24 protein-coding genes and 1 tRNA gene are annotated in these 26,745 nt (G+C 30.9%); 21 read left to right on the top strand and 4 right to left on the bottom strand.

Going from position 1 to position 26,745, the window contains the following annotated elements:
* Nucleotides 1-49 precede the first annotated feature (49 nt).
* A complete protein-coding gene (locus LBV24_RS00835; protein WP_224476711.1) occupies nucleotides 50-1,096 on the top strand; it encodes an NAD(P)/FAD-dependent oxidoreductase in 1,047 nt (348 codons plus the stop codon).
* On the opposite strand, the gene LBV24_RS00830 is transcribed toward LBV24_RS00835, so the two are convergent.
* Complete coding sequence (locus tag LBV24_RS00830) at nucleotides 1,086-1,469, bottom strand: DUF983 domain-containing protein (RefSeq protein ID WP_224476710.1); 384 nt, start codon at nucleotides 1,467-1,469, stop codon at nucleotides 1,086-1,088. The two genes, LBV24_RS00835 and LBV24_RS00830, sit on opposite strands and share 11 nt — an antisense overlap.
* 112 nt (nucleotides 1,470-1,581) lie before the next feature.
* Here LBV24_RS00830 and LBV24_RS00825 point away from each other — a divergent pair, with 112 nt between their 5' ends.
* The 8 genes from LBV24_RS00825 to LBV24_RS00790 all read left to right on the top strand — a co-directional run bounded on the left by LBV24_RS00825 (nucleotide 1,582) and on the right by LBV24_RS00790 (nucleotide 12,024).
* Nucleotides 1,582-3,492 carry an ABC-F family ATP-binding cassette domain-containing protein gene (locus LBV24_RS00825; RefSeq protein WP_224476709.1) on the top strand — a complete coding sequence of 637 codons (1,911 nt, stop codon included), beginning with the start codon at nucleotides 1,582-1,584 and terminating at the stop codon, nucleotides 3,490-3,492.
* 62 nt (nucleotides 3,493-3,554) lie between these two features.
* The gene (locus LBV24_RS00820) at nucleotides 3,555-4,703 is read left to right on the top strand and encodes an efflux RND transporter periplasmic adaptor subunit (RefSeq protein WP_224476708.1); all 1,149 of its coding nucleotides are present in this window, start codon (nucleotides 3,555-3,557) and stop codon (nucleotides 4,701-4,703) included.
* On the top strand, nucleotides 4,703-7,990 hold the full coding sequence (locus LBV24_RS00815; RefSeq protein WP_224476707.1) for an efflux RND transporter permease subunit: 3,288 nt from the start codon (nucleotides 4,703-4,705) through the stop codon (nucleotides 7,988-7,990). Before LBV24_RS00820 ends, LBV24_RS00815 begins: the two co-directional genes overlap by 1 nt.
* Entirely contained in the window at nucleotides 7,987-9,303 is a 1,317-nt protein-coding gene (locus tag LBV24_RS00810; protein ID WP_224476706.1) for a TolC family protein, read from the top strand. The genes LBV24_RS00815 and LBV24_RS00810 overlap by 4 nt, the downstream gene beginning before the upstream one ends.
* A gap of 12 nt (nucleotides 9,304-9,315) precedes the next feature.
* The gene (locus LBV24_RS00805; RefSeq protein ID WP_224476705.1) at nucleotides 9,316-9,498 is read left to right on the top strand and encodes a CPXCG motif-containing cysteine-rich protein; all 183 of its coding nucleotides are present in this window, start codon (nucleotides 9,316-9,318) and stop codon (nucleotides 9,496-9,498) included.
* 132 nt (nucleotides 9,499-9,630) lie between these two features.
* Nucleotides 9,631-10,473 (top strand): leucine-rich repeat domain-containing protein, encoded by an 843-nt coding sequence (locus tag LBV24_RS00800; RefSeq protein ID WP_224476704.1) that lies wholly within the window; start codon nucleotides 9,631-9,633, stop codon nucleotides 10,471-10,473.
* 110 nt (nucleotides 10,474-10,583) lie between these two features.
* Nucleotides 10,584-10,656 (top strand) — tRNA-Met (locus tag LBV24_RS00795).
* A gap of 171 nt (nucleotides 10,657-10,827) precedes the next feature.
* A complete protein-coding gene (locus LBV24_RS00790) occupies nucleotides 10,828-12,024 on the top strand; it encodes a site-specific integrase (protein WP_224476703.1) in 1,197 nt (398 codons plus the stop codon).
* Between the two features lie 116 nt (nucleotides 12,025-12,140).
* Here LBV24_RS00790 and LBV24_RS00785 read toward each other — a convergent pair whose 3' ends face one another.
* The gene (locus LBV24_RS00785; RefSeq protein WP_224476702.1) at nucleotides 12,141-12,908 is read right to left on the bottom strand and encodes a hypothetical protein; all 768 of its coding nucleotides are present in this window, start codon (nucleotides 12,906-12,908) and stop codon (nucleotides 12,141-12,143) included.
* Nucleotides 12,909-13,182: 274 nt separating this feature from the next.
* On the opposite strand from LBV24_RS00785, the gene LBV24_RS00780 reads away from it, so the two are divergent.
* The 7 genes from LBV24_RS00780 (at nucleotide 13,183) to LBV24_RS00750 (ending at nucleotide 18,495) form a co-directional block, all read left to right on the top strand.
* Nucleotides 13,183-13,551: a hypothetical protein gene (locus tag LBV24_RS00780; RefSeq protein WP_224476701.1), complete on the top strand. Its 369-nt coding sequence runs from the start codon at nucleotides 13,183-13,185 to the stop codon at nucleotides 13,549-13,551.
* A gap of 85 nt (nucleotides 13,552-13,636) precedes the next feature.
* Nucleotides 13,637-14,530 (top strand): AAA family ATPase, encoded by an 894-nt coding sequence (locus tag LBV24_RS00775; RefSeq protein WP_224476700.1) that lies wholly within the window; start codon nucleotides 13,637-13,639, stop codon nucleotides 14,528-14,530.
* A complete protein-coding gene (locus LBV24_RS00770) occupies nucleotides 14,508-15,485 on the top strand; it encodes a DUF3871 family protein (protein WP_224476699.1) in 978 nt (325 codons plus the stop codon). The genes LBV24_RS00775 and LBV24_RS00770 overlap by 23 nt, the downstream gene beginning before the upstream one ends.
* Nucleotides 15,486-15,740 (top strand): hypothetical protein, encoded by a 255-nt coding sequence (locus LBV24_RS00765; RefSeq protein ID WP_224476698.1) that lies wholly within the window; start codon nucleotides 15,486-15,488, stop codon nucleotides 15,738-15,740.
* 282 nt (nucleotides 15,741-16,022) lie between these two features.
* A complete protein-coding gene (locus tag LBV24_RS00760; RefSeq protein ID WP_224476697.1) occupies nucleotides 16,023-16,823 on the top strand; it encodes a hypothetical protein in 801 nt (266 codons plus the stop codon).
* A gap of 156 nt (nucleotides 16,824-16,979) precedes the next feature.
* Entirely contained in the window at nucleotides 16,980-17,837 is an 858-nt protein-coding gene (locus tag LBV24_RS00755) for a helix-turn-helix domain-containing protein (protein ID WP_224476696.1), read from the top strand.
* A gap of 1 nt (nucleotide 17,838) precedes the next feature.
* Entirely contained in the window at nucleotides 17,839-18,495 is a 657-nt protein-coding gene (locus LBV24_RS00750) for an NUMOD1 domain-containing DNA-binding protein (protein ID WP_224476695.1), read from the top strand.
* A 59-nt stretch (nucleotides 18,496-18,554) separates the two neighbouring features.
* Here the strand turns inward: LBV24_RS00750 and LBV24_RS00745 are convergent, their stop codons facing one another.
* Nucleotides 18,555-18,701, bottom strand: coding sequence for a hypothetical protein (locus LBV24_RS00745; protein WP_224476694.1), 147 nt, complete (start codon nucleotides 18,699-18,701; stop codon nucleotides 18,555-18,557).
* Nucleotides 18,702-18,857: 156 nt separating this feature from the next.
* Between LBV24_RS00745 and LBV24_RS00740 the strand changes: the two genes are divergently transcribed.
* Genes LBV24_RS00740 through LBV24_RS00720 form a run of 5 tightly spaced genes read left to right on the top strand, consistent with a single transcriptional unit; the run spans nucleotide 18,858 to nucleotide 26,236 of the window.
* Complete coding sequence (locus LBV24_RS00740) at nucleotides 18,858-19,748, top strand: DUF4007 family protein (RefSeq protein ID WP_224476693.1); 891 nt, start codon at nucleotides 18,858-18,860, stop codon at nucleotides 19,746-19,748.
* Nucleotides 19,735-22,953: a hypothetical protein gene (locus tag LBV24_RS00735; protein WP_224476692.1), complete on the top strand. Its 3,219-nt coding sequence runs from the start codon at nucleotides 19,735-19,737 to the stop codon at nucleotides 22,951-22,953. The genes LBV24_RS00740 and LBV24_RS00735 overlap by 14 nt, the downstream gene beginning before the upstream one ends.
* Nucleotides 22,946-24,073: a phosphoadenosine phosphosulfate reductase family protein gene (locus LBV24_RS00730; protein ID WP_224476691.1), complete on the top strand. Its 1,128-nt coding sequence runs from the start codon at nucleotides 22,946-22,948 to the stop codon at nucleotides 24,071-24,073. The genes LBV24_RS00735 and LBV24_RS00730 overlap by 8 nt, the downstream gene beginning before the upstream one ends.
* A gap of 11 nt (nucleotides 24,074-24,084) precedes the next feature.
* Entirely contained in the window at nucleotides 24,085-25,242 is a 1,158-nt protein-coding gene (locus LBV24_RS00725; protein ID WP_224476690.1) for a DUF262 domain-containing protein, read from the top strand.
* Between the two features lie 4 nt (nucleotides 25,243-25,246).
* Nucleotides 25,247-26,236, top strand: a complete 990-nt coding sequence (locus tag LBV24_RS00720; protein ID WP_224476689.1) for a protein kinase domain-containing protein — start codon at nucleotides 25,247-25,249, stop codon at nucleotides 26,234-26,236.
* On the opposite strand, the gene LBV24_RS00715 is transcribed toward LBV24_RS00720, so the two are convergent.
* A complete protein-coding gene (locus LBV24_RS00715) occupies nucleotides 26,225-26,743 on the bottom strand; it encodes a hypothetical protein (RefSeq protein WP_224476688.1) in 519 nt (172 codons plus the stop codon). The two genes, LBV24_RS00720 and LBV24_RS00715, sit on opposite strands and share 12 nt — an antisense overlap.
* Nucleotides 26,744-26,745 lie beyond the last annotated feature (2 nt).

Here is a 26,745-nt window from a genome sequence, read left to right as displayed (position 1 = left end):
ATTAAGCGTTTATCGTTAGCTTGTCTCTAGATATATTAATTTTACATTGATGAAAGAAGTTGATTATATAGTAGTTGGTTGCGGTCTTGCGAGTATTTCGTTTTGTGAAAAGTTGTATAAAAACGGCCACTCGTTCGTCGTGTTTGATGATGGCTCTCAACAATCGTCATTAGTGGCAGCTGGATTATATAACCCTGTTATATTAAAACGATTTACAGAAGTATGGAAAGCCAAAAAGCAACTCAGTATTGCTTTGCCAGTATACGAGGTTATTGAAAAGAGATTAGGTATAAAAATTGATTATCAACTTCAAATATTAAGACGATTTGCTTCAATTGAAGAACAAAACCTTTGGTTTTCTGCTGCAGATAAGCCATCCTTAGAATCGTACTTATCTACAACAATAATCAAGAATTCAAATATAAATGTTGTTGCGCCATTTGGATTTGGTGAAGTCCTCCAAGCAGGAAGACTAGATACAGAGACCTTGATAAGGCACTATAAAAAGTTTTTAATAGAAAAGGATAGCCTAAGGAATGAGGCATTCGTCTATGAAAATCTAAGCATTAATGATCTAAAGGTTTCTTACAATAATATAAAAGCAAAGAAAGTTGTTTTTGCGGAAGGATTTGGCGTAAAGAATAATCCCTTTTTTAAAGATTTTCCGTTAAATGGAACCAAAGGCGAAGTTTTAACAATTAAGGCTCCAGATTTAAAAATTGATTTTGCAATTAAGTCCTCGGTCTTTATAATTCCTCTTGGTCAAGATAATTACGTAGTTGGCTCTACCTATAATTGGACTGACAAATCAAATAACCCAACTGAAGAAGGAAAGGAAGAATTAACATCAAAATTAAAAACATTCATTAAATGCGATTTTGAAGTCGTTAATCATGTTGCTGGTATTAGACCAACAGTTAAGGATAGAAGACCTTTAATTGGTGCACATGAAGACCATCAAAACATATATGTCCTAAATGGTTTAGGTACACGAGGTGTAATGATTGCGCCTTATGTCGCAAATGAACTTTACAATTTTATAGAGAATAATGCCGAGTTAGATAGAGAAATAGATTTTAGACGCTTTAATTCTTAACTAAATTCTTATCATATTTCATAAAAAGGTTAATCCAAATATTACGTGAAAGCCTCATAATTACTGGTATCAACGCAATGAGGGTAATTATTATTGCTATGAAAGCCGTAATTAGGGAAGAATCAAAAATATTATAGCTTACTACAAATGCCGTTACCGCAAATGCAATTCCAATTGCGTAGCTTACATACATAGAGCCATAAAAAAATGAGGGTTCCATTCTGTATCGCGTATGGCAATGTGAACATTCGTCATTGATTTTTAAGGTTTCTGATAGTGCATATGGATTAGGGTTGACATACATGGATTCTTGATGGCATTTTGGACATGCACCGAAAAGAATACTATAAAGTTTCATTCCTTTTCTAATCATAACTAAAAACCTTTAATTTTGCGTCTTTTAATATAGAGCAAAGATAAATTTTTATTGTTCTATTGTTGTAACAATTGTGACATTTAAGCCAATTGTAATTTATAGAAAACCTATGCTAAATATTCATAATTTATCCATTTCATTTCAAGGAGAATACCTTTTTAAGGACATAACCTTTAAACTTGGTGTTGGAGATAGAATTGGACTAATTGGTAAGAATGGAGCAGGTAAATCTACAATGCTTAGAATCTTGTCAAAGGAACAAGATTATGATTCTGGACAAATTGCTGCAGATAAAGACTTAAAAATTGGTTTTCTCAAACAGGATATTGATTTTGAATTCGGTAAAACAGTATTGGAAGAATCTTATGAAGCTTTCAAGGATATTAAAAATTGCGAACTTGAGCTAGAGAAAATTAATACTGAATTAGCTGAAAGAACCGACTATGAGAGTGAGTCCTACCATCAGTTGATGATTAATCTTAACGAGATTCAACACAAATATGAAATATTAGGTGGGTACAATTATCAAGGTGAAACTGAAAAGATTCTTCAAGGATTAGGATTTAAAAGGGAAGACTTTAATAAACTAACAGATACGTTCTCGGGAGGCTGGCGTATGAGAATAGAGTTAGCCAAATTACTTCTTCAAAATAATGACTTGTTATTACTAGATGAGCCAACCAACCACTTGGACATTGAATCGATTATTTGGTTGGAGTCATTTTTAAAAAACTATAGTGGTGCAGTTGTTATCGTTTCTCATGATAAAATGTTTCTGGATAATGTAACTAACAGAACAATTGAAATAACCTTAGGACGTATATACGATTATAAAAAGCCGTACACTAAGTTTTTAGCGCTAAGAAATGAAATGAAGGTGCAACAACTTGCTGCCCAAAAGAATCAGGAAAAACAAATTCAACAAACTGAAAAACTCATAGAAAAATTCAGGGCCAAGGCTTCTAAGGCTTCGATGGCTCAATCACTGATAAAAAAATTAGACCGAATTGACAGAATTGAAGTCGATGAAGATGATAATAGTGTAATGACGTTAAAGTTTCCTGTATCTATAACTCCTGGTAAAGTTGTGATTGAGCTAGAAAATGTTTCAAAGAATTACGGGGATTTACAGGTGCTCAACAATGTAAATTTAACTATTGCCCGTGATACAAAAACTGCATTTGTGGGTCAAAATGGGCAAGGTAAATCTACATTAGCCAAAATCATTGTTGGAGAAATTGAACATGGTGGCAATTTAACCTTAGGACACAATGTTCAAATAGGTTACTTTGCTCAGAACCAAGCTGAGTATTTAGATGGAAATAAAACTGTTCTGGATACTATGATTGATGCGGCCAATGAATCTAATAGAAGTAAAGTTCGTGATATATTAGGCTCATTTTTATTTAGAGGTGAAGAAGTTGAAAAATATGTAAAAGTACTTTCTGGGGGAGAAAGGAATAGATTGGCCCTCGCAAAGTTATTATTACAGCCACTAAATGTTTTAATAATGGATGAGCCTACTAACCATTTAGATATTCAATCTAAAAATGTATTAAAGGAGGCATTGAAAAAATTTGAAGGGACATTGATACTGGTTTCACACGATAGGGATTTTCTTCAAGGCTTAACCGAAGTTGTGTATGAGTTCAAAGACCAAAAAATCAAAGAGTATCTTGGAGATATTGATTTTTATTTAGAACAAAGAAATATAGAGAACCTCAGAGAGGCTGAAAAAAGAACAGTAATTGCATCTAAACCCAAGGAGAGTAATAAGCAGAGCTATGAAGATCAAAAACGTTTAAAATCACTTAATAATAAGTTGAGCAAAGTAGAATCAAAAATTAATCAGCTAGAAAAAGATATTAAAAACGATGATATTGCTCTAGAAACCAATTATGAGGTAACTGCTTCCGACCCAAACTTTTTTGAATTGTACCAGGCTAAGAAAGCTGAATTAGAAGATTTGATGATGCAATGGGAGACAGTTCAAGAAGAAATTGAGAATTTTAACAATTAAGATTATTTTAACTGCTTAGCACTTTGTTATAGGTAAATTTGTAGACTATAACAAACCATCACATGCGCAAAACTATATTATCCCTATTAGGGGTTTTACTTATTGTAGGAGCTTATTTCTTAGGTCAAATAATAATTGAAAAAAATAATCGAAAAAGACCAACTCCAGAAAAGGTTGTTAAAACCGTGTTTATCGATACGGTTCAAAATTCAAATGTAAATATTGTTATTCCTGCAAATGGAAGTTTAGTTGCCAAACGCAGAGTTGAACTTTTTTCTGAAGTTCAAGGTGTTTTTAAAACAGGAAACAAACTCTTTAGGCCTGGTCAAGAATTCAGAAATGGAGAAACCCTTATACGCATAGATGCTTCAGAGTATTATGCAAGTGTACAGTCAGCAAAAAGTAATCTGTATAACTCTATTGCAGCAATAATGCCAGATTTAAGATTAGATTTTCCTGAAGTTTACAGTAAGTGGCAGTCATATCTAAATGGTTTTGATCTCAATAAATCAACACCAAAACTCCCTGAAATGACTTCGGAGAAGGAGAATTTTTTTATTACAGGTAGAGGAATAGTTTCAAATTATTATAGTGTTAAAAATCTGGAACAAAGACTAGCAAAATATAATATTAAAGCACCATTCTCGGGGATATTAACTGAGGCGTTAGTTACAGAAGGTTCATTAATTAGAAATGGGCAAAAATTGGGAGAATTTATTTTTCCTGGTGTTTATGAGATGGAAGTAGCCTTAAGTAAATCCTATGCAAGTCTTTTAAATGTAGGAGAAAAAGTAGATTTGAATAATATTGATAAAACGGAAACATATTCTGGTGTGGTTACACGCGTTAATGGTAGTATTGATGCAACAACACAAACCATTACAGCTTTTGTTGAGGTGAAGAACGAATCCTTAAAAGAAGGTATGTATCTCGAAGCCAACCTAAATGCCAAGCAAGAGCCAAATGCCTATGAAATCAATAGAAATTTAATGTTGGATGGTGAGCAAATATTTATTGTTAGGGATAGTATTTTAGATATTATAGATGTACAGCCTGTTTACTTTTCTGACACAAAGGTAGTTTTGAAAAATATACCAAATGGTACGACCATTCTTGCAAAACCGATACCAGGTGCATATGCCGGAATGTTGGTGAAACCCTTTCGGTCTAACGTAAATGAAGAAACAAACCAAGAAAAACTTAATAAGTAATGAGAAAACTGATTGCTTATTTTATTAGGCATAGCGTTGCTGTAAATGTAGTAATGTGGTCCTTTCTGATTTTTGGATTGTTTGGTGCATTAAAACTAAAATCATCTTTCTTTCCGTTAGTAGATTCAAAAAACATTAGTATTAATGTTACTTATCCAGGTGCATCGCCTCAAGAGGTGGAAGAGGGTGTAATATTAAAGATTGAAGATAATCTAAAGGGACTAAATGGAGTTGAGCGTGTAACATCAACTTCTAGAGAGAATAGTGGTAATATCAATGTTGAAATCCAAAAAGGGAAGGATATTGATTTTATGTTGTTAGAAGTTAAAAATGCTGTTGATAGAGTACCATCCTTTCCTGTTGGTATGGAACCCTTAATCGTAGCAAAACTGGAGGCATTAAGGCCAACAATAACTTTCGCTATTAGTGGTGACAATATACCGCTGGCTACATTAAAACAAATTGGTAGACAAGTAGAAAATGACCTTAGAGGCATTGAAGGCATTTCACAAATTCAAATTTCAGGTTATCCAGATGAGGAAATAGAAATTGCTGTTAATGAAACCAATTTGTTAGCTTATGATTTAACATTTGCAGAGGTTGCACAGGCAGTAAATCAGGCAAGTTTAATTACTACTGGTGGTACAATTAAAACAAACGCAGAAGAGTATCTAATCCGTGCAAATAATAGATCATATTATGCTGATGAACTATCCAACTTGGTTGTGAAATCAGATGCTTTGGGTAGAAAGATTAAGCTTAAGGATATTGCTATAGTTAGAGATCAATTTTCAGAAACTCCAAATGCCAATTATTTTAATGAAAACTTATCTATCAATATAACAATAACGAGTACTAATACTGAAGATTTAATTACCTCAGCTGAGAAGACCAAGGAATATATTGAAGACTTTAATCAGAAGTACGATAGTGTTCAGTTAGATGTGGTTAGGGACTTATCTACCACGCTAGTACAACGTACTGAATTGCTTACTGAGAATGCAATAATAGGGATGATTTTGGTATTAACCTTTTTATCCTTGTTTCTCAATACAAGATTGGCATTTTGGGTAGCGGTTGGACTGCCAGTTGCTTTTGCTGGTATGTTTATGCTAGTAGGTTATTTTAATGTTACCATTAATGTACTTTCATTATTCGGAATGATCATAGTAATTGGTATTCTGGTAGATGATGGTATTGTTATAGCAGAGAATATATATCAGCATTATGAAAGAGGAAAATCTCCAGAGCAAGCTGCAATAGATGGTGTAATGGAAGTATTGCCAGCTATTGTTTCGGCAATATTAACAACTATACTTGCCTTCGGAATATTTTTGTTTTTAGATGGAAGAATAGGTGAATTTTTTGGTGAGGTTTCAGTAGTGGTAATTTTAACTTTAGTGGTTTCGTTAGTTGAAGCACTTATAATACTTCCTGCACACCTTGCACATTCCAAAGCACTAAGAACTCAAACCAAAAAGCAAAAAACAGGTTTGGCTGGTGTTTTTCAAAATGTTTTTTCAAAATTGAGATACATCAATACTCTCGGAGATAAAATAATGAAATGGTTGAGAGATAAGATGTACAGCCCATTCTTAAAATTTGCATTGAATAATAGATTCTTAACCTTTTCATTTTTTATAGTCATATATATTTTGACTAATGCAAGTTTTCAAGGCGGTATTATAAGAAGTGCATTTTTTCCTAGGATTGCAAGTGATAGAGTTGAGATATCCCTAAACATGCCAAATGGTACTAATGAAAAAGTTACGGATAGCATTATTTCTTTTATAGAGTCTAATGCCAAGATAGTAACTAAGGAAATCAATGATGAGTTTATTGGAGAAAATGCCGATAAATACTTGGTGGAAAATATGATAAAGAATATAGGGCCAGGTTCTTCAGCAGCATCTCTTGTGATTAATTTGTTACCTGGAGAGGAACGACCAAATAGTATTACTTCAGACTTGGTATCTAATCGCATTAAAGAAAGAGTTGGGCCAATATTTGGTGCAGAAAGTATAGTGTATGGTAGTGGTGGTAATTTTGGAGGACTTCCAGTATCAGTCTCACTTTTAGGTAACAATATAGCTGAGCTTAAAGCTGTAAAGACAGAGCTTAAGCAAAATTTAGAAAATAACATACTCCTTAAAGATGTAACAGATAATGATCCTGCTGGTATAAAAGAAATACGCCTAAGACTTAATGAAAATGCTTATGCATTAGGATTAGATTTACGTTCGGTAATGTCTGAGGTACGTTCTGCATTTTTTGGTAATCAAGCACAGAGATTTCAAAGGGGACAAGATGAAATCCGAGTTTGGGTTAGGTACGAAAGGGAAAATCGCTCATCTATTAATAATTTAGACAATATGAGGATCACCACACCTAGTGGTCAAAAAGTACCTCTTAAGGAAATTGCAACATATATTATTGAACGTGGAGATGTTGCAGTAAACCACTTAGAGGGTAGAAGAGAAATCCAGGTTTCCGCAGATATTAAGGATGCTAAGAAAACTAGTTCTACGGATATTATGGCAGAGATAAGGGATGAGATAATGCCAGAAATATTATCTAAATATCCTACTGTGACACCTTCATACGAAGGGCAGAATAGAGAACGTTTGAAATTAATGAATTCTTTAGGGCCAGTAGGCTGGACGGTTTTGGCACTAATTTACATCGTTATTGCATTTACTTTTAGAAGTTACAGTCAGCCTTTAATATTACTTACATTAATACCCTTCAGTTTGCCTGCAGTGGCTTGGGGACATTGGATACATGATTTCCCATTGAATATTTTATCAATGTTGGGTATTATTGCCTTGATTGGGATCATGGTTAATGATGGATTGGTATTGATAAGTAAATTTAATAGCAATCTGAGAAGTGGGTTATCTTTTGATGATGCCTTATATGAAGCTGGAAGATCTCGTTTTAGAGCTATTTTCTTAACCTCGTTAACTACTATTGCTGGATTAGCGCCACTTATTTTTGAACAGAGTAGACAAGCTCAATTCTTGATTCCTATGGCGATTTCAATTGCTTACGGTATAGGGTTTGCAACAGTTTTAACTCTTGTGTTACTACCCATTTTCTTATCCTTCAATAATTTTGTTAAAATGAATATGAAGTGGCTTTGGACAGGTGATGATATTTCTAAAGAGGAAGTGGAACGTGCTATTAAAGAACAACAGGAAGGATATAGGCTTCAAGAGGATGCGCTTTTAGGGACATCAAAAGGTAAAAATATAGAGCAGGAACAATTGAATAATGCCGACAAATGAAAAAGAGAATTTACATAGTATGTATTACAGTTTTAATAGGTTGTAATCTTTTTGCACAAAATATTTTGTCAAAGGATGAAGCGATTCAACTTACTCTAGAAAACAACTACGGAGTTAAGATTGCGAATAACAATGTTGAGGTTGCTGAGAATAATAAAAGTGTTTTAAACTCTGGTTATTTGCCAACATTAACTGGTAATGCAGGTGCAACATATAATAAGGACGATATTTCTGCAGAATTCAGTAATGGTGAATCTACTTCGTTAAATGGAGCAGAAAGTTCAAGATATAATGCTGGTCTAAATCTTAATTACACATTATTTGATGGGTTAGGTCGTTACTACGATTTTAAGAGATTAAAGGAAGAGTATAATTTAAGTGAATTACAAGCACGAGAAACAATTGAAAATACAATTTTACAGTTGTTAACGGTTTATTATGATGTAGCAAGGCGTGCAGAAAATTTAAAATCTCTTGAAGAAACTTTAGAGATATCTTACGACAGGCTAGTGCGATCAGAATACCAATTTGAATATGGCCAGAACACAAAATTAGACGTTTTAAATGCTCAGGTAGATATTAATAATGATAGCATTAATGTAATTACTTCTAAACAAAATGTTATTAACTCCAAACGTGATTTAAATGTTGTAACAGGGAATTCTGTTAAAAGAGAGTTTGCTGTTGATACCTCTGTTACGTTTCTTATGCAACTTAATAAAGAAGAACTTTTAGAAAAGGTTTTAAATAATAATGTGACTTTAATTCAGAATGAGAAGAATATTGCAATAAATGATTTTACAGTTAAAGCCAATAAATCTGGTTATTTACCAACAGTTGGTTTAACCGGTTCTTATGGTTGGAACGAGAATAATAATAATGCAGCTTCTTTCGTAGCTGTGTCAACAAACACTGGGTTGTCAGCAGGAGTTAATCTTAGTTGGAATTTGTTTGATGGTGGTACAACCATTACAAGAGTAAAAAACGCAAAGATAAATCTTGAAAATCTAAAATTACAGAAAGAGCAATTACGACTAGACGTTGAAAGAAATTTCAATAATGCATGGGATGATTATCAAAATAGATTAAAGATTTATCGCGTTCAAGAAGAAAATATTAGGACTGCAAAGAATAATTTTAATCGTACTCAAGAGAAATTCAAATTAGGTCAAGTAACCTCTATTGAGTTTAGACAAGCGCAATTAAATTTACTCACGGCAGAACTTAGCCGTAACCAGGCAAAATATGATGCAAAATTAGCTGAAATTTTAGTGCTTCAAATTAGTGGTGAATTATTAAATGTCAGATTTTAATACTTTGTAAAAATGTATGAACATTTTTTTCAATGTCCGTATTGTTGGGAACAAATCTCAATGCTAATTGATAGCTCTCAAAATTCCCAGATTTATATAGAAGATTGTGAAATTTGTTGCAATCCTATACAGATTAATGTCTCTTGTGAGAACAACGAATTGTTGAGTTTTCAAGCAGAAAATATAGAACAGTGATATTTTGTAAAGTACTGATAATCAATTATATAAAAAATTAGAGTATGCAGTTCATCGAAAAAAGTTGTAGTTTTAACTGTTTGGACCTATATTCGTAATGTAAATTGTGTCCCTCCACAGAAATCTGCTATTATGAGAACCCTAAAATTAACCTTGTTATGTTGCTTGCTTTCTGCATTTACATTTGCAAACGTTTCCCAAAAACAAAAAGACGCACTCCTAGCACTTTATAATGCTACTAACGGTAGTGATTGGAACAATTCTTGGGATTTGGAAACTCCAATTTCTGATTGGTACGGAGTAACAGTTCAAGACGATAAAGTTGTTGCTTTAAATTTAACCTTCAACAATTTAAAAGGAGAGTTACCAGAAGAAATTTCTGAACTTTCTTCCTTAAAAGTATTAAACCTTTCTTTCAATAAAATAGAAGGTCAATTACCAGAAAGCATTACACAAATGAAAACATTAGAAAAGCTTTTATTATTTTCCAATAACTTGAGTGGAGCTCTGCCTAAAACTATAGGTAATCTAGAAAATTTAAAAGCATTAGAGCTTTATAACAATAATTTCTTTGGTGAGATTCCAGCTTCAATAGGTAATCTTACAAATTTAGAGACACTAATACTTAGTAGTAATAATTTAATGGGTAAAATACCTTCTACGGTATCAAACTTAAAATCATTGAAAGTATTAAGTGTTTTTGATAATAATTTATTAGGAACCATTCCTTCATCAATTGGTGAGTTAACTCAGTTAGAAGAGTTGGTTTTATCTAATAATGCATTTTATGGAAATTTACCAGGTGAACTTGCACAATTGTCAAACTTAAAAACTTTATTATTAAGTAATAATGGATTTAAAGGCAATTATGCAATATTGAAGGAACAATTACCAAACATTGTAGATTTTGATTTAGATGAAGCAAATCTTAAAGGTGCATTAGCGACTTTAGATTCAGACGAAGACGACGATTAATATATTAAGTTTTATTTATAATTGGTTTAAAGCGCTCAGATTTTCTGGGCGTTTTTTTATTTAAAATGCTTGTTAAAATTAAAAAGCGTCGTATATTTACAATCCAATATCGCGGGATAGAGCAGTAGGTAGCTCGTCGGGCTCATAACCCGAAGGTCACTGGTTCGAGTCCAGTTCCCGCTACTAAGTAAGAGTAATCAGAAATGGTTACTCTTTTTTTATGCTGAAAATTAAGCACTTACAGATTTAATCAAAATTTAGATTACTAATAAAAATCCATTTCTACTCAAATAAGGTGTCAAAAAAGACACCCTTTTTTTATAAAAAGACACCCATAATTAAAACAACAATACTATGAATATCAATAAGTTAAATAAATTATTCTATCTGAACAAAGTAAGACTGAATAAGCAAAATAGGTCACCAATTAAATGTAGGTTGACATTTCTTGGAAAAAGAAAGACTTTTTCAACAGGATTATTTATAAATCCCCAATACTGGAATAGTAAACAACAAAAAGCTAATCCACCCGGCCCAGATAACAATTACATCAACACTCAGATAAGCCTTATTAGTCAAAAGATTAATGAGGCTTTTTTATTTCTACAAGTGAGCAATAATAAATATGACGTTGAGGACATTTATTTTCAGTATAAGGGAGAGAACATAAAGACGCATAAAACTCTTTTAGAAGTGTTTGACTTGCATAATAGAAGAATGGAGAAATTGATAGATATTGAGTATGCAAGGTCCACTTACAAGAAGTTTAAAGAGGCAAAAAAGCATACTAGGAACTTCATAAATTTCCAGTTCGGAAAAAATGATGTATTACTTGAATCTATAAAAAGTAATTTTCTGCAAGATTTTGACTTTTATTTAAAATCAGAGTTAGGACATAAGCAGATAACGATTAACAAGAGTATTCAAAGAGTTCGTAAGGTCATTAAGCTTGCTTTAGCTGAAGGATATTTACAAAAAGATCCATTTATTCTATTCAAGCCAAAAAGAGTAAGTAATGTAGTTATCTTTTTAAATTCAGAAGAACTAGAGGCATTGGAAAACTATCAATTTTCACAAAGGAGATTAAGCTTTATTCAAGACTTATTTGTTTTTAGTTGCTATACGGGACTTCCTTATAGAGAATTAATGAATTTGAAGCATAACAATATTATTAAAGGCTTTGATGATAATCTTTGGATACAAATGAAAAGAGAGAAGACTAATAAAGATTTGTCAATTCCACTGCTACCAAAGGCGATAAAAATCATTAATAAGTATGACAGCGAAAAATCTATTTTTCCCAAGATTAGTAATCAGAAATATAACTCCTATTTAAAGGAAATAGGAGCTGTTATAGGAATAGAAAAGAAGCTTACGACGCATACAGCAAGAAAAACATTTGCAAGTACTGTATTGCTCTATAATGATGTTCCCATGGAGATTGTTAGTGAATTATTAGGTCATAGCAGTATGAAAATCACTCAAGATAGCTATGGGAAGGTGGTGCAGAAGAAGATTAGCTCAGAGATAGAGAAATTAAAGGGAAGATGAATAACTTCCCTTTTTGAGTTTTAGAGTTTTTTTAAATAGGAGAAATCTAGCAATTAATTATACACATCTTGAGTTGTATTTTAAGTGTGATTTTTAAAAAGGTAGTGTCCAATAAACTAGTCATCAAAAATGTCATCGAAATAACCTTCCATACTATTATTAAATTCATTCTCTACATCACTTTTTTCTTTAAGTATCTTGCTATTTTTAATTAGCCATTCGTTACGTGTTAAGTCATTCGAGCCTATTTTTCTGTCTTCATTCGTTAATGTTCTTCCAACTTCCCAAAGGATTTCAGATTTGGTATATGCCCATTTTTCAGGTTTAGAAAGTTCAGAAAAAAACTTCTTTTCTTCATCTTTTAAAAAGGATGAATATTTGTACTTACCACCCCAAATGCAGTCAGAAATTAAAGAATGTTTTGACCAATTGTCAATTAAATTTTGAGCATCCTCTATATTTATTTTATAATATGCTTTAACTTTTGAAAGTAATTCAGGAGTACTTAACTCTCTATTTGTATCAAATATTTCAAAAATATCAGTATCATATTTATATCCATATACCCGATCATCAATTAAACTTTGATCATACTCTTTTTTTCTTTCATAGTCTCTTTTTACTTTATTGTTGTAACTTTCTACTTCTTCTGGTTTTTTAGATAGTTTTTTTAATTTTTTTTCTAACTCCAATTCAGTCATTATTTGATTGCCATCTTGTTTGGATTTATTGTATTGATTAATCATATTGGTAGCAGCATCACTATTTTGAAGTATATCCCTTTGTTTTATTTGTCCCTCTTCTTTTTTGCTTTGGTACATTAGCATAACATAAATTAAAAAACCGATAATAGCTAAAGCTCCAATTGACGCAAAAAATCCCATTATAATGTCCTTAACAATCTTTATAAATAAACCAACTCTATTGTTCTTAACAATTGGATATATGTATTACTTATACTCCTATTGTAACGTCTAAGGTATTAAATCTTTTATGACTTTAAAGGATTTGTTTATGATACCTGTATAATTTATCAAGCTTAATTTTTAATTTTTTTTAAAGAAAGTTGCAAGCAACTTAAATCCAACTTCACCCCTTACCCTTTTTATATTTTGGGAGATAGGGATAGCCTTTATCTCATAATTAAAATTCAAAATTATGACAAATTTCAAGGAAATTATTAATGAAGAAACAGGAGAAAAGCAGTTTCTTTTTAATGCAGAACTTCTTAAAATTGGAGAAAAGACATTGGAAAATTCTAATGGCAAAGAGTACAAAATTGTAACGCTAAAATTTAATTTACCGTCTGGCGAAGAAGTGGAGCGTTCAGCCATTTGTTATGCATCAAACTATAATCATGGTATTGAACAAGGCAGGCAATATTTATGTAATCTTAGTTTTACAGAAGAGGGAGATCCTCAAATCAACATGTCACATTTAACTAATGCAGACAGAGCTAGTGCAGAAGATTTTGCTGGCTTATTTCAAATGCAAGAACAATTAATTAAAGATGATTTAGTGATGTAATCACAGTATTATCTTGTTCGAGTAAGGACTTATACAATCAATGTATAGGTCCTTTTTTATTTATAAACATTTTAAAACAAATACAATGCAAATACGAAAATCAGAAAGGAAAAAAGCAAAAATAAAATTAGCCTTACAAGGAAGTGCTGGGAGCGGAAAAACCTATTCAAGTTTACTTCTAGCAAAAGGATTATCAGGAGAAAAGTTTAACGAAATAGCTATAATAGATACAGAAAATAAAAGTGCCGACTTATACGCTCATCTTGGAGGCTATAATGTTGTGTCTATGAACCCTCCATATTCCCCTGAAAGATATGTCGAAGCAATAGAGCTATGCGAACAGGAAGGGATGGAAGTAATTATTATTGATAGTATATCTCATTGTTGGGATTATTTATTAGATGTACATAGTAAAATGCCTGGTAATAGTTTTGCTAATTGGAGCAAAATTACGCCACGACAAAATGTATTTGTTAATAAAATTTTGCGTTCCAATACACACATTATTTCTACAATGCGTGTAAAACAAGATTATGTGCTTAACAATAAAAATGGCAAAATGGTTCCTGAAAAAGTAGGACTGAAAGCTATACAGAGAAATGATTTAGACTATGAATTCACAATAGTATTTGATATAGATAGTGCTCATAATGCAAAGGCTACTAAAGATAGAACGGGCCTCTTTATAGATAAGCCTGAGTTTATAATCAATGCAAGTACTGGTAGCAAGATAAATGAATGGTGTGTTAAAGGTGTGGAAGAAGTAGATGGAAAAATTGAATTAGAAATTGACGCTTGCGAATCAGTAGAAGGACTAAGACATATCTATTCTAAATATCCAGAATTTCAAGATGCTATAAAACCAATAATCATTCAAAAGAAAGAACAGTTAGAAAGCATACAGTCCCAAATCATACCAAATAATCAAATAATTCAACAATCTAAAAGTCAAGAAAATGGAATTGATACAAATAAATAACACAATTGATAATCAGGTCATATCAAAAGATGATGTTACCATATCACAAGGAAATTTTATAGAAGCTAATACTGAAATGGTGTCATTATCCCATTTAAAAAGGGAGTGTATAATTCCTGTGTATGCAGATAATGAATCCACTATCTCTCATGCTCAATTTATTGAGGCTACCAAAGAAGTAGTGCAATCAAATTTTCAAGGTGAAAGAGTTTATGAGCCAAACATAAGGGTTTCTCATATCATTAAAGGGAGAGTGCCAAGTGCTATTGGGAAACCAGTCAAACAACTGAAACCAGAAGAAAAGACCATTTATTATCAACGAGCAGCCTTTATGATTGAAGTGCCAAGTTTAAAGGAAAATGTAAACAATAATTCCTTATCACTAACAATAGGAGGGGTTAGAGCCTTGAATCAAGAGAATTTGTATAGCAAACGAAATCTTGAAAAGTTCAAAGTGTTTATAGGCTTTAAAAATTTAGTGTGCACGAACCTTTGTATTAGTACCGATGGACTCAATGCAGATATAAGAGTGAGTAGTGTGGAAGAATTAAAGGATAAAATTGCTGAATTGATTCAATCTTTTGATAAAGATAGATTTCTAGGTAATATGGAGCGTATGAGTAAGTTCAAGTTAGACGAATTACAATTTGCACATACCATTGGTAAAATGCGAATGTATCAGCACCTCAATAAGTTAGAAAGAGATGGAAAGTTCGCTCTTGGCATGAATGACAATCAGATTGGTACAGTGGTCAAGAACTATTACCAAGATGACAATTTTTCTAGAAGCGAAAGTAGAGATATTAATCTTTGGAATTTTTACAATCTCATGACCGAGGCTAATAAGTCTTCATATATAGATTCCAATCTTGAACGTAATGCAAATGCCTTCGAATTTGTATCTGGATTGGCCAATTCCATGCAAAACCAAACTCAAAACTGGTTCTTAAATTAAATGAATAAACAAGATTTAGCAGAGCAACTTAAATATAGCAGTTCTAAGTGGCTTTATGTAGTTACCTGGAACAATGTGCTTAAACAACTTTTTTGCCCCTTTAAAGTAGTGGTTTTGAAGTCTGTTGGTACTTTAAAAAAAGGGGAGCTAGTTATGGTTGAAGCAATTAAAGTAACGATGGAGTTAAAGACTGTTTTTGTGATTAATGGAAGAGCATATTTCCATTATCATTTCGAGATTTTGTTGGATGAATAGGTACGAGAATTAATAGGAGTTATGTTGTATTTTGTATAATCAAACTTTTGAGACGGTTTCTCCTTTATCAATAAAACCTCTGAAAATGTATTCACATGTGGGTTAAGTAGGAGCAAGCGGACATTTGAATGTAAGCTTGTTCCTTCTCTTATCCAAGAACCCACTTTTTTGACCAAATATTAGCGGGTTAAACTTTTTATACATTATTATAAATAGCTAAATCGTTATAATTATATTGCTAGTTTTAAAAATAAATGCATTACATAAACAAACTTAAATTTAATGGAAAATAGACCATTATTGATAGAATTTAACCGTGGGATTCCTAAAACTCAAAAAGAACTAGAAATTCTAAAAAAGGATTTTCTTTCAAATGATATAACGCATAAGGATTTATTAAAAAATGGCGAAAATCCTGTTTTAGATTTTAATAAAACTAAAATTCAATCTGAAGTAGTAGTTGGCAAATCAATGAGAATAAGCCTAGACAGATTTGGCTTTGAGGAAGAAGAAATAGATTTTGAGTATGATTTAAAGGAGATAGATTTTTCTGAAGAATTTAAAAGAGCACTAGAGATTTCGTTTAATAATCTTTGCAATAAATTTATTGATGAGTTAGATAAAAAAGGCATTTATACATCTGAAGGTTTAGAAGGATATAAAAACGTTAAATTAAAGAAGCTGAATGACTTAATTTTAGAACTAGACAATGTCTGTGATATTGAGGAAGGCATTAAAAATCTCATAAAAGAATTTTATAATAAATTATACGATTTCATTTCAAATTTTAAATCGGAAAATTATCAAGTCAGCAAGAAGTTAAATTTCAAATTAAATAAAAATCAACTTATATGGTTTTTTAAGATGATGTATGATAAAGGTGTAATTTCTGGCCTCCACATAAATGATGTGTATAGATTATTAGAGACTAATACCAGGTATTATGAGAATGGAGACTATGTGGATATGAAAGCGGTAATTAGACAAGCACATAAACTTACTAAAGGATATACTTCACCTGAAAAAGCTATTAAGAAATTAAGCGAAACCTTCGACAAGAGCTTCTTCAGCTCAGAAAAATAGAAACTAAATTTCAATTACAATAAAGAGGCTTCAAGCCTCTTTTTTTATTTCTGACATTTCTGGATACAAATAATTGTATCCAAGTTTCATAATAGGTTTTTTGTTCTTGTTGCCATAAAAACTATCAAAGTGGTGGTCGAAATTAAATTTTTAAACATGAATAAAAAATCAAACTATTCATTTATTGCTTCTAATAAAGTGATAAGACACGAGCTAGGAGTAAAGGCAGCAGATGTTCTTGCAACATTAATTTACAAATACAAACATTGGGAAAATGAAAAGAAGCTTCAGCTTAGAGATGAACTGCCTTGTTTTTTTGCAAGCCTTAATGATTTAAAATCTGAAACTGGCTACAATAAAAATATAATTTCAAAACATATCAAAATTTTGAAGAAACATGAATTGGTAAAATCAATACAACAAGGATTAAACAGACCAAATCTTTATTCAGTCAATTTTGATGCAATCGATAGGTTTATTGCAAAACATGAAAAGTCATTTAAAGATTGGCAAAATTCAGTAAGAGCAGGTAAGCTGTACTCTTCTAGAAGTATAACAGGGAATAGTATTAATGATGTTACAGGAATATCAAATAAAGGGATTCAGGAACTATCAAATCAGTATGCAACTAATAACCTAAATACTAATAATAAATCTACTAATAAGTCTTTTACTAACCGAGCAAGCTCGGCAAATGACACTAATCTAGAAGACAAGCTTGAAAAGTTAATAGAGGATATAAGATCGTGTTCTGATGGACATAATAAAAATTCAATTAACACACTATTTAAATTCTTGTGTGATTTAGTTCCGTCTTTTAGAAATTTTAAAATGTCTGAGGAAGACAAAGCATTACTTGAAGCAATAGTATATTCTGAAATTGAAGTGTGCAAGTTCTCTTCGAGAATAATAAGTAATGCTATTAAAATAAATGATAGGCAGAAAAATGCAAGATTTGGAAATCTATTTGTGGGCGTAAAAGAAATAATTGCTAATTACAATAATCTGAGTTAAGATGAAAAATAAAGGAATTATTTATAAAGTAACTCATAAAGAAAGTGGTAAGACTTATATTGGTGCAACCACAAAAAGTATTGAGAAACGTAAAATAGACCATACGGAACGTACAAATAGAGGAGAAAGCCAACCTTTTGCTAAAGCAATTGCAACTCATGGCTCCGATGCATTTAATTGGGTGCAGATTGACACTGCTACAACTACTAATGAACTAGCACAGAAAGAGAAAGAGTATATTATCAAATATGACAGTAAGGACAATGGTTATAATTCTGATTCAGGCGGTGGGATTAAAAAAAAGGTATATCAATACTCAATTGAAGATGGTAAATTAATTGGAAGGTATGATTGCTTGCAAAGTGCAGCTAATGCAGTTAATGCAACTAAACAGAATATGAGTGCGGCATGTTTAGGAATTAATAAATCAAGCAGGGGATACTTCTGGTCTTACTCCTCTTCTACTTCTCTTCCCACAAATGTTTCTGATAAAAAAAAGAAGCCAGTGATTCAATTGAGTCTAGATGATAAAGTAATAAATAAATACGAGTCCATTGCTGAGGCTTCTAAAGCTACTGGAGTTAATAAATGTAGTATTGCTAAAGTTTGCAGAAAAGAAAGAAGTCAGGCTGGTGGGTTTAAATGGGTATGTCTTTAATTAGACTGAAAAAAGCTCAATTCTTTTTAGATTTGAGCTTAATTTTTTTAATACTTTCTTTATTGTAAAAAAAATGCATTTCCTCGTTTTTCAAATTCAAGCATTCCTTGCTTTCTGTAATGCATCAAATCACAGTCTTTAATTTTTGCTTTTTTCACTGCATCTTTTGAAGAAACCCAATTTTTTATATTATTACTGTTATCCATAAAATACATTATTTAAATCACTGAAAATGAGAATTTTAAAATCAAAAATTTATACTTTGATAAAATGTTTAAAAAAAGTTAGATGTTAATGGATGAATTCATCCATTAAACATTAAATTGCAATTCTTTTCTAAACTATATCTAAAATAAATGATTTTGAACAAAGAATCTTATAGATTTTCAGGGCATGACACATTTCATTGTAAGGAACAGTGGTTGCTAAAAGGTGTGCAATTAACTGAAAAAGAAGGATTTAATGTATTGAGAACAGTTGGAGCTATATCTACATTAGGAGTTGGAAAGAATATGGTCAGATCCATACAGCACTGGCTCAAGGCATTTAATCTTGTTGACGAAAAAGGTGAATTAACAAATTTATCTAAATTCCTTTTTATTGAAAAAGAGTTTGACCCTTACCTTGAAAATGATGCGTCATTATGGCTTCTTCAATACCATTTATGCAATAATCAATATGCTTCAATATATAAGTTAATCTTCTGTGATTATTTTTCTGACAAGGCAGTGTTAGACTTTTCAGAACACCAAATATCAAGATTTCTAAATAGTAGATTAAAGTCGTCTGGTCAAAAGGAAGTTGCTCAAAAAACACTTCAAGCTGACTATAAAGTTTTTTTAAGAACTTATTTGTCTCAGGCTAAAAATTATAAAACGGTAGAAGATGATTTTAATGTTCCTTTAGTTTCACTGAATTTAATTGAAGACACTGGAAGGTTAAATGATAAAGGTCAAAATGTTTACAGGATAAACAAGAGCAATCATGATATTCCTGTAGAGATACTTGCCTATTGTTTGATAGAGGAGTTTCCTGATGAAGTTGCGATTAGTTTCGATTTAATTAGCAGAACAATAGGTTCTTATTTATGTGTTTCAAATGATTGGCTAGACCATTTGCTGAGTCTATTAGCATCCACATACAAGGAGTTTGTTTATAAAAATGATGCTGGTATTAGACAGATTCAAGTAAAGAGTAAGAATAGAGATAACTTTAAAATTATGATACTCAAAAAATATTATGACAAGTATTAATGTATCAACAAACATACTGAGGGATGAATCATTACAAATTGATTTCATACCAACACCTAATACAAAGGAAATATTTGATAGGATATTCCTTCACAATTATGGTGCAAATAAATCATTTAATTTAATTGGGAATTATGGTACTGGAAAGTCAACATTTTTATGGGCTTTAGAAAAAAATCTAAAACGTGAAAAACAGTTCTTCACAGACTTAAGTGAATCTGATGAGTTAGGTGATTTTGATTTCATTAAAATAGTTGGCGAGAATGAGTCTTTTACTTCTGTTTTATCAAAAAAACTAAATCTAAAAAAAAGTAATTCCAATTTAATAATTAGTGCCTTAGAAAAGCAGAGAAAACTATCTGAAACAAATAATAAAGGTTTAGTTTTAATAGTTGATGAATTTGGAAAATTCCTTGAATATGCATCTAATAATAAAAATATTGATGATGTTTACTTATTACAGCAAATTTCTGAATGGGCTAATAATAGTTTAAATAATACGTACTTTATAATATCACTACACCAAAACTTTTCAAGTTATGGCAGAAACTTATCTAGCCAAGATAAACTTGAGTGGGAAAAGGTAAAAGGACGATTTGTAGATTTGGTTTTTAATGAACCAGTGGAACAACTCTTATTTTTTGCTAGTAAGAAGCTCAGTGAATTCAAATGCCCAAAAAAAATAGAAGATAAACATGAATCATTGATTAGCTTAGTTTCAAAATCCAATTTAATTAGTTTAAAAACTGAGAGCAACGAGCTTTCCAAAGCAATTTACCCTCTAGACTGGCTCTCTGCAAATGTTTTGGTCAATTCGTTACAGAGATATGGACAAAATGAAAGGTCCTTGTTTTCTTTTATAAATGATAGAACCAAATATTCTATCAAGAATTTTTCAAATGATTTTTATACTGTTGCTAATGTTTATGATTATTTAGTTAATTCTTTACCCACAGAAATTAACAGTCCAGATAATCCTCATCGAGCACAATGGTTAACAACATTTAAAGCAATTGAGAAAACAGAACTTTATTTTAGTGATAATTTTCATTTAGCATCAGAGGTTCTAAAAACAATAAGTCTTGTTAATCTATTTTCTAAAGTAGGGGGCTTATTTGACAAGGTGTTTATTGTTGAATACTTCAAACTTACTAAGAATGAAGATGTGTCTAATATCTTGGATAGGCTTGATAAAATGGGTATTATCCGCTTTTATCAACATAGCAACAAAATAAACTTTCTTGAAGGTACAGATATAGATTTAGAACAAGAACTGTTACTAGTTAATAGTGAGATTAATACCGATTTTTCTTTATCTGGTGAAATAATTAATAGAATTGATTTTCCAGTGTTATTAGCGAAAAAATACTCTTTTGAAACAGGAACAAATAGGTTCTTCGAGTTTAAAGTTATTGATTCACTAGAGGACGTAAGTACTGCAGTAGGACCTATTGATGGATATATAAATCTAGTTTTTGACAACATAAAAAAGACCAGATTGATTTCTAAATCAAAAGAGCATAAAGACAATTTATTTGTTTTATATAACAACACCGCTGAAATAAGAAATAACATCTTGATAATTCTAAAGTTTGAAAAACTTTTAGAGAAGCATCAGCTTGATGTAAATGCACTCAAACTATTAAAAGATGAAAAGAGTTTTTATGAGAGCAGATTAAATAACCTTGTTATAAATCAGTTGTTTGGTAACAACAATAACATATGGTTACAAAACGGGAAAGAGGTTGAAATAGACAATAAAAGAAGCTTATATCAAAAACTAACGGAAATAAGTTATTCTGCTTTCTCAAAAACACCTGTGTTTATTAATGAGTTGGTCAATAAGGAATTTATAAGTACCCCAATAAATACGGCAAGAAAAGCACTACTAAGAACCTTGTTAGAGAATGAGGGGTTAAAGGATATTGGTTTTGTTGATAAGAAATTTCCACCAGAAAAAGCTATATACATTAACCTATTAAAAAACACAGGAATACACCAAAAAACAGCTCAATTTGACTATTACAAATTAGATAAGCCAAATACAAAATCAAGCTTACATAAACTTTGGATTGAATCAGAAAAGTTTATTAATGACTCTATTTCCAATAAAAGAAACCTAAAAGAGTTTTACGATATGCTTTTTAATAAACCTTTTAAACTTAAAAAGGGTTTTGTAGATTTTTGGATACCTATTTTCCTCATTGCTAAAAGAGAGGATTTTGCACTATTTCATGTAGAAGGCGGCTTTATCCCTTTTATTAAGGAAGATACTTTGGACTTAATTCATAAAAAACCTCAGGACTTCCTTATTAAGAGTTATGATGTTTCAGGATTAAAGTTGAATTTGTTAGAGAGCTATAAAGAACTGGTGCAAATTGGGGATACTGATAAGGGAACAAAATCAACATTCTTATCAATTTTCGGTAATTTCCTTAGATTTCAAAGGGGATTAAATGAATACACATTAAAGACAAAAAAACTGACTTCACCTGCATTAAAGTTAAGAGATGCAATTGTTAAGTCTAAAGATCCAGAGGATGCTTTATTTAATCAGTTCCCGGCGGCTTTAGGGTATCACTCTTTATCTATTAAGGATGATATAGAAGTCTTAGCGTCGTTTACAAAACAAATTCATGGTGCTATTAGAGAAATTAGAAGTGTATATGACGATTTGCTTAATAGGGTTGAAAAAGTTATAGTTGAATCATTTCATTGTTCAGTAGTTGAATTTCCTGAATATAAAAATGAAATTAATTCCAATTTAGAGGTTTTAAACCTGGCTTTATTGAGTCAAAAGCAAAATGTATTTTATAAAAGACTGGTTTCTAATTTAGATGATAGGGTGAGCTGGATTAAGTCTGTTGCAGATGTAGCCCTTGGCAAGAGTATTGAAACAATGTTAGATGAAGAAGAGATTGTTTTAATGGAAAATATTAAAGACTTATCTTTAGGATTGTTGAAGGCTGCTGAAATTCAACATTATAATCAATCATCTAAAAATGGAACATTATATTCAATTAGGTTTTTTGGAGCTAATGGTGATTTTATTGATGATAAGCTTGTCGTAAATTCAGAGTCCTCAAAAGATTTTATTGATGTTAAAAATAACGTGGCTAGTTCAATTAAAAGTTTGAATGAAAGTCAAAGAAGAGAGTTGTTAGTAGAATTACTCTCTAAAGAGTTAGAATTAAAAAATGAGTAGAGTAAAACATTTATTGGGAATTTCAGGTGGTAAGGATAGTGCTGCATTGGCAATTTACATGAGTAAAAATTGTCCAGAATTAGATATTGAATATTACACTTGTGATACGGGGAAAGAACTTAAAGAAACGTATGATTTAATTGATAGATTAAATTCTGTCCTAGGAAAAGAAATTGTTATTTATAAGTCAATGGATGATGCTAACTCTCCAATGAAAAACCCATTTGATCACTTTTTAGCAATTTATGGTGGTTATCTACCTTCTCCTATGGCAAGGTGGTGTACAAATAAAATGAAACTTGAACCATTTGAAGAACATGTGGGAGACGCACCTACAATCTCTTATGTTGGTATTAGAGGTGATGAGAATAGAGAGGGTTATGTCTCTAAAAAGGAAAATATTCAGACTATTTTTCCGTTCAGAAAGAATATTTGGAGTGAGGATGTCATTAAAAAGGCATTATCTAATTCCAATCTTGAAGTTATTTCTAGTTTTTACAAAGAACTGTCCCCTGAAGTGATACTAAAAAATGTAATGCAATATGCAGAACAACCAATTTCACCAAAATTTACACAAAGACAAAAATTAAACGCCTTAATTGATGCTGACGTTAAGTTGTTTAATAAAGTGATTTTTGAGTTTTTGAAGACTACAGATTATCCTGTTGGTAAATTAGATTATTTCCACCTTGTTGATAGTGAGGATGTCATTGTTTTAGATGATGTATTCAAGATTTTAGAGGATTCTGGTGTAGGTGTTCCAGCATATTATAAACCAATTGAATATGAAGTTGAAATTGATGGTGAAATAAAAAGAGGAACGTATTCAAGAAGTAGGTCTGGATGTTTCTTTTGTTTCTATCAACAAAAAATAGAATGGGTTTGGCTTTTGGAACAACATCCTGATCTTTTTGAAAAAGCTATTGAATATGAGAAAGAGGGTTATACCTGGATGGCAGAGAGATTAGAAGAATTAAAAAAACCAGAAAGAGTAAAAGCGATTAAAAAAGAGCATTATTTAAGAATAAATAGAGAAAAAAGTAAATCTAGAACAGGACAATCTTGGCAAGACGAAATCTTACAAGCTGAAGGTGAGGGTTGTGCTAGTTGTTTTATTTAAAAATTATTGCAATGAATTATTCTATTCAATCACTAACAATTAAATCGCTTATTGAGATGATTGAAAGTGAAATTTTAGATTTGTCTCCTTCATACCAAAGAGAGTTTATTTGGTCATTGAAGGACCAAAAAGAATTAATAAAGACAATTCAAAAGGTATATCCATTACCAAATTTGTTCATTAACAGACTAGAAGATGGCAAATTTGAAATGGTAGATGGACAGCAAAGGTCACGATCTATTTACAGACATTACAAGGATGAGATAAAATTCACAAAAAAAGATAATCTTGAAACATTAGATAAAAGTGTTTTTTTAAATTACGAATTGCCGGTTGTTTTTTTATCAAATGCGTCACAAGAAGAAATAAGGGAATTTTATGTTCTAATAAACAAAAAAGGTAAATTTTTAAATGTTCCTGAGGTTCAAAGATCTGAATTTAGAGATACTAATTTTCTAAAGTTAGCCGAAAAAATAACAGCTGATCAAAAATTTATTAATCTGGATATTTTTTCAAATACTTCTTCTATAAGATTAAATGACAGAGATTTTGTTCAAGAATTATTGGGGTACCTTTTAATGGGATACAAGGATTTTGAGAATAAAGAGAATATTGGTTATGAAGGTATTCGAGACAAAAAAAAATATATAGATAGTGAGATATTCCCAGAAGATATTTCTGAGGATGAGTCTAAGAAATTAGAGAATCATTTTAATAGGATTTTAGATAAAATTGTTTTATTAGACAGTTTAGAATCAATAAACTCTACTCGATATAGGCAAAGAAATGATTTTTATACTTTATTTAATTTCATAAATAAACATACTGAACTATCAGATGATATTTTAAAATATCAATATAAAATATTACTACAATTAGACGGTAAAGATTCAAAGGGGAATCAATTCATTAGACCCACAAATGATGAATGCGAATCATTAAAGAATTATGCTATAAACTGCGTTTCGCAGAGTAATTCTAAACATGCAAGGAAAATTAGATTAGATTTTTTTGAGAGTATGTTAATCAATAGAAAAGAAGATGTTGAATCAAACGAAACAATGCTTGACGTTTTATCTTACTTAGTAGATCAATTTGGTAATGAAAAAGTGGGAATCAAAAAAATAAGTGATTATTATTTACTCGATGTAGATTTATTGAACTCATAAAAAGATGAACTTTAATTTTCCTAATTTTATTACCATCGATAATTGGGGGTTACAAGGTATCAATTATGTTGACCCTCAATTAAATCAGATAACAATAGATAATACTGATTATATATTCAAGTTACTTTCTCCATATGGAAATAAAGGTGGAAATTCAGTTATCCTGAAAGTTTATTCAGATGCGAATATTTCTAATATTGAAGATTATGATTTATTAGAAGATAAAATGCCTGATAAAATTTTAAAAATTTTGAAATATCCATTTAAAAAGGGATTTAGAGGTAAAAGTATATATAAGAATTCTCATAAAAGATTTTTAAATGAAATCAGAGCAATAGAAATATGTAACAAGCACAAGTCTCAAAACGTTATTGATTTATATGAAAATGGTGAATGCCAAATCAAACAGCAAAACTATCTATATTATACAATGGAGGTAGCAGATTGTGATTTAAAAGAGTTTATTGAGAATCATCATACTGACTTAGATTATGCTAGTAAGATTAAATTTTGTATTGAGCTTTTGGAGGGACTAAAAGAAATTGATTCAAACAATTTTTATCATAGGGATATTAAGCCTGATAATATATTTATAGTTAATGGTACATGGAAGATTGGTGATTTAGGATTAGTTGACGGAAGACAATTAGAATATAAGTTAGATGAGTCTTCAAAATTTATCGGACCAAGAGGTTGGATTTCTCCAGAGGTAATGAATAAATACTTGACCGAAGGTAAAAGTTTTAAAAAAAAATTTGATTGTATTATAGATACTCAGTCAGATCTTTTTCAAATGGGGAAAATATTTTGGTATATTTTTCAACATAATGCACCAATAGGAACGGTCAAACAAAAAGATTTTAATTCAAAATATAAGGAAGTATATCCTGTTATTAAAAGAATGTTGAATTATGATAAAGACAAAAGGTTTCAATCAATAGATGAAATTATAATTCTCCTAAAAAAAATTCAACTTAAGCTTTTATTGAGTTGATTTGACAATCATATCCATAAATGATGTTGGATTTAAAAAATAACTAGGATTATCTTCTAATCTTTCTTTAATTAAGGTTAAACCGCCGTGTGTATAGGATTCCATTGTGTGTATTAATTCTTTTACCGCCGCGTCTTCTGATATTTCTCCCTTTTCTAATGCTAAAACATCTAAATCCGTCTTTGCTACTAATGCAGAAAACATATATTCTTGTAGATTAGAAAAGTCTTTTCTGAGAGCAGAATTTTTGCTTCCCCAATATTGAATATGATGGCTAAAATCGACTTTTTTTGCACCATCTGGTATAGGGGAATATTCGTTGTTATAAAGTCCAAGAAAAAAGGCATAGGTATATAATTCATAATTTGTACTAAAATGTTTACCTAAACTAACTTTTTTATCGCCCTCTGCCCCATATTTTTCAGATAAGGATTTAAACAAAGTGTCTTTAAACTCAATACTATACTTTGGAATTTTAGTTTTCCATTTATCAAATAAACTTTCCATAA

The sequence above is a fragment of the Winogradskyella vincentii genome (assembly GCF_020166345.1).
GTDB lineage: Bacteria > Bacteroidota > Bacteroidia > Flavobacteriales > Flavobacteriaceae > Winogradskyella > Winogradskyella vincentii.
This window is presented reverse-complemented; position numbering and strand designations above follow the sequence as displayed.

Bases quoted from the DNA above. Each gene is read 5' to 3' on its own strand.
- LBV24_RS00835 (WP_224476711.1), top strand. From the start codon at position 50: ATGAAAGAAGTTGATTATATAGTAGTTGGTTGCGGTCTTGCGAGTATT.
- LBV24_RS00830 (WP_224476710.1), bottom strand. From the start codon at position 1,469: ATGATTAGAAAAGGAATGAAACTTTATAGTATTCTTTTCGGTGCATGT.
- LBV24_RS00825 (WP_224476709.1), top strand. From the start codon at position 1,582: ATGCTAAATATTCATAATTTATCCATTTCATTTCAAGGAGAATACCTT.
- LBV24_RS00820 (WP_224476708.1), top strand. From the start codon at position 3,555: ATGCGCAAAACTATATTATCCCTATTAGGGGTTTTACTTATTGTAGGA.
- LBV24_RS00815 (WP_224476707.1), top strand. From the start codon at position 4,703: ATGAGAAAACTGATTGCTTATTTTATTAGGCATAGCGTTGCTGTAAAT.
- LBV24_RS00810 (WP_224476706.1), top strand. From the start codon at position 7,987: ATGAAAAAGAGAATTTACATAGTATGTATTACAGTTTTAATAGGTTGT.
- LBV24_RS00805 (WP_224476705.1), top strand. From the start codon at position 9,316: ATGTATGAACATTTTTTTCAATGTCCGTATTGTTGGGAACAAATCTCA.
- LBV24_RS00800 (WP_224476704.1), top strand. From the start codon at position 9,631: ATGAGAACCCTAAAATTAACCTTGTTATGTTGCTTGCTTTCTGCATTT.
- LBV24_RS00790 (WP_224476703.1), top strand. From the start codon at position 10,828: ATGAATATCAATAAGTTAAATAAATTATTCTATCTGAACAAAGTAAGA.
- LBV24_RS00785 (WP_224476702.1), bottom strand. From the start codon at position 12,908: ATGGGATTTTTTGCGTCAATTGGAGCTTTAGCTATTATCGGTTTTTTA.
- LBV24_RS00780 (WP_224476701.1), top strand. From the start codon at position 13,183: ATGACAAATTTCAAGGAAATTATTAATGAAGAAACAGGAGAAAAGCAG.
- LBV24_RS00775 (WP_224476700.1), top strand. From the start codon at position 13,637: ATGCAAATACGAAAATCAGAAAGGAAAAAAGCAAAAATAAAATTAGCC.
- LBV24_RS00770 (WP_224476699.1), top strand. From the start codon at position 14,508: ATGGAATTGATACAAATAAATAACACAATTGATAATCAGGTCATATCA.
- LBV24_RS00765 (WP_224476698.1), top strand. From the start codon at position 15,486: ATGAATAAACAAGATTTAGCAGAGCAACTTAAATATAGCAGTTCTAAG.
- LBV24_RS00760 (WP_224476697.1), top strand. From the start codon at position 16,023: ATGGAAAATAGACCATTATTGATAGAATTTAACCGTGGGATTCCTAAA.
- LBV24_RS00755 (WP_224476696.1), top strand. From the start codon at position 16,980: ATGAATAAAAAATCAAACTATTCATTTATTGCTTCTAATAAAGTGATA.
- LBV24_RS00750 (WP_224476695.1), top strand. From the start codon at position 17,839: ATGAAAAATAAAGGAATTATTTATAAAGTAACTCATAAAGAAAGTGGT.
- LBV24_RS00745 (WP_224476694.1), bottom strand. From the start codon at position 18,701: ATGGATAACAGTAATAATATAAAAAATTGGGTTTCTTCAAAAGATGCA.
- LBV24_RS00735 (WP_224476692.1), top strand. From the start codon at position 19,735: ATGACAAGTATTAATGTATCAACAAACATACTGAGGGATGAATCATTA.
- LBV24_RS00730 (WP_224476691.1), top strand. From the start codon at position 22,946: ATGAGTAGAGTAAAACATTTATTGGGAATTTCAGGTGGTAAGGATAGT.
- LBV24_RS00725 (WP_224476690.1), top strand. From the start codon at position 24,085: ATGAATTATTCTATTCAATCACTAACAATTAAATCGCTTATTGAGATG.
- LBV24_RS00720 (WP_224476689.1), top strand. From the start codon at position 25,247: ATGAACTTTAATTTTCCTAATTTTATTACCATCGATAATTGGGGGTTA.
- LBV24_RS00715 (WP_224476688.1), bottom strand. From the start codon at position 26,743: ATGGAAAGTTTATTTGATAAATGGAAAACTAAAATTCCAAAGTATAGT.